Raw genomic sequence first — 2,529 nt, forward strand, 5'->3', positions numbered from 1 at the left:
AGAACTTTTTCCGGCTACGCATCCCTCAGTATCCGAGTACCCCTCGCCGACCTATGTTTCACAGCTCTTATTGGGGAACGCGACGACGATGCATCCGCAGAGACTGGCGCTGGACACATGTGTGGTGAGCGAGTTCGCGAAACCGAGGCCCAACCAAGGTTGCCTGAACCTGCTCAACGCGCGGCCACCCTTTGAGTTCGCCATGCCCTTCCCGGTCTACGCGGAAATACAGGTCGGCATCAATATCAAGCGCCTCGACGGAAACAAGAACTGGAAGGCGCATCTACGATGGCTAAACCTCGTCATGGCCGCAGGCATGGAACTCCTTTCGCCCACGGAACACACCGCAGCAATCTATGCCAAGATGATAACGACGCCACAATTGAAGCAGTTCTGGTTTATGAACCCGAACTCATCGCGCGTGCAACCTGAACAGGACCTCCTTGTCGCAGCCATCGCGATCTCCCACGGTTGTCCCTTGGCGACGTTGAATGTGAAGGACTTCATGCTCATCAATAAGTTTTTTCCATTGCCCGGACTGCTGCAGCCCAAGATGGGATGGCTGGTCAAACCGCCTGATCCAATATCGCCAACGCCTGCCGTTACAGATCCCCCGACGTTCCACCACTGAAGTCCCCAAACAGACTGGAGTCCGCAACCCACAGCCGGAGCGGCTTGTCACGTTTGACGGCTACCAAGTCTGGTGGCTACCAATCGTCGATCTCGCGTCTGGCTTCGTCCTTCGACTTGCCGCTCTTGAATTTTGCCCTAGCTGGTCACGCTTCCCGTCGATGACGACATCCAATTGCTTCCACGCGACTCCAATCCATGACAAATCTCCTTGTTGGTTGTACTGAAACGCGCCAGCCAATTGCGTGTTCCAAAGGAATGGTCAGCAACGCCATATAGACGCCGGCGAAAGAAACCCATGTTAGATGGAACGCCTTGTTCTCCGGAGGATTAGAGAGAGCTATCACCAAGCGCTGAGAGAAACCCACATGACCTCTTTGAAGCACGCTATCTMAATTGCTGCCAGCGCCCATGCTGGTTACCTCGCCGACGATGAAGAACCGTATATCTTCCACCCTTTGAGGGTGATGCTCGCCTTGGATACGGAGGATGAGAGGATCGTCGGTGTCCTGCATGATGTGGTCGAGAAAACTACGCTGACGCTCGATAGCCTGCGTTCGGAGGACTTCCCGGCCATATCCTCGAAGCACTCGATTCAGTCAGCCGTCGCCAAGGCGAAGAGTATTTCGACTTTGTCCGGCGCTCGCGAGAAAACAACCTTGGACGACGCGTTAAAATCGCTGACCTGAAAGACAATATCGAAAAGGTTAAGTCGCATTTGGAGGATTCCAAAGCACGGGAGAAGTTGGCCAAGTATGAAGAGGCGTTGGCGCGACTGTCGTGAATGGATGGATTCTCGCACCTGAGCCACAATATGCGTATCCGATGGGCAAAAAAGCCCTCGCAACGGGGGTACGAGGGCTTTTCCGTGTGGGCTTCCAACAGAAAGCACGGTCAGGATGACAGCGTTTCAAATCCCCGCAATAAAATAAGACATATGGTCCGCTCTTTAAGTGCCCTCGGAGCGCAGAATGGCAAGCTGACTGCCCCCCCTCCATTTGGAACATTTGCGTTCGTTAAAAGTTTCCGACCTGAACAGCACGGCAGCGCTCCAGCTCTCGATTGACCGCGCTGACATCAGCCCGAACCGAAAGGAACAGCCATGCCTTCCATCAATGAAGCACGTATTCTAATTCTCGCAACCGATGGCTATGAGCGATCGGAGCTCCGGGTCCCCTACGATGAGTTGCGAAAGCGCGGTGCAGACGTCAAGATTGCATCCCCGAAAGCCGGTAGCATCAAGAGTTGGGACAAGAAAGACTGGGGCGATACCGTCGCCGTGGACCTACTTGCCTCGGAAGCCTCGGTTGACGACTTCGACGCGCTGGTTCTGCCAGGCGGACAGATCAACCCGGATGTTTTAAGACGGGACGACAACGCCATGCGCATCGTGAAAGACTTCCTGAACAGYGGCAAGACGGTTGCTGCGATCTGCCATGCGCCATGGCTTCTTATCGAAGCCRATGCCCTCCGGGGTCGCGATGCGACGTCATACTGGTCGATTAAAACAGACGTGACGAATGCCGGAGCGAACTGGAAGGATGAGGAAGTAGTGACTGACGAGGGTATTATCACCTCGCGCAGTCCGGACGACCTTCCGGCTTTTGTTTCAAAGATCGTAGAAGAGATCGTAGAAGGTGCGCACAAGCGCCGTGCAGCTTAATGCGGCGATCGCATTGATGGTGAAAAACAATACCAAGCTGCGCTGATCTCGGCACGGCTACTTGGCGTGCTGCAGTGACGCGACGCTCTCTTCCGACCAGTTCTACTCGCTGATCAAGGGGACGAACATCACCGAGTCGAGATCCTCCGCCTCAAAGGCGGTTTCGCTCGCACGGATTAGTTTGCGAAGCGTCTGAGTCCATTCGTCAAGGACGACTGGCATCACCAAGCGACCAC

Annotated in this window: 3 protein-coding genes; all 3 read left to right on the forward strand. The window is 54.8% G+C overall.

Annotated elements, in window-relative coordinates:
• The coding region (locus tag ACXJ5O_RS24110; protein ID WP_457302115.1) for a type II toxin-antitoxin system VapC family toxin at positions 1–631 on the forward strand (631 nt) is incomplete at its 5' end.
• A 367-nt stretch (positions 632–998) separates the two neighbouring features.
• Positions 999–1,319, forward strand: coding sequence for a hypothetical protein (locus tag ACXJ5O_RS24115; protein WP_457302116.1), 321 nt, complete (start codon positions 999–1,001; stop codon positions 1,317–1,319).
• 413 nt (positions 1,320–1,732) lie between these two features.
• A complete protein-coding gene (locus tag ACXJ5O_RS24120) occupies positions 1,733–2,293 on the forward strand; it encodes a type 1 glutamine amidotransferase domain-containing protein (RefSeq protein WP_457302117.1) in 561 nt (186 codons plus the stop codon).
• Positions 2,294–2,529: the final 236 nt, after the last annotated feature.

The sequence above is a fragment of the Phyllobacterium sp. P5_D12 genome (genome assembly GCF_054049495.1).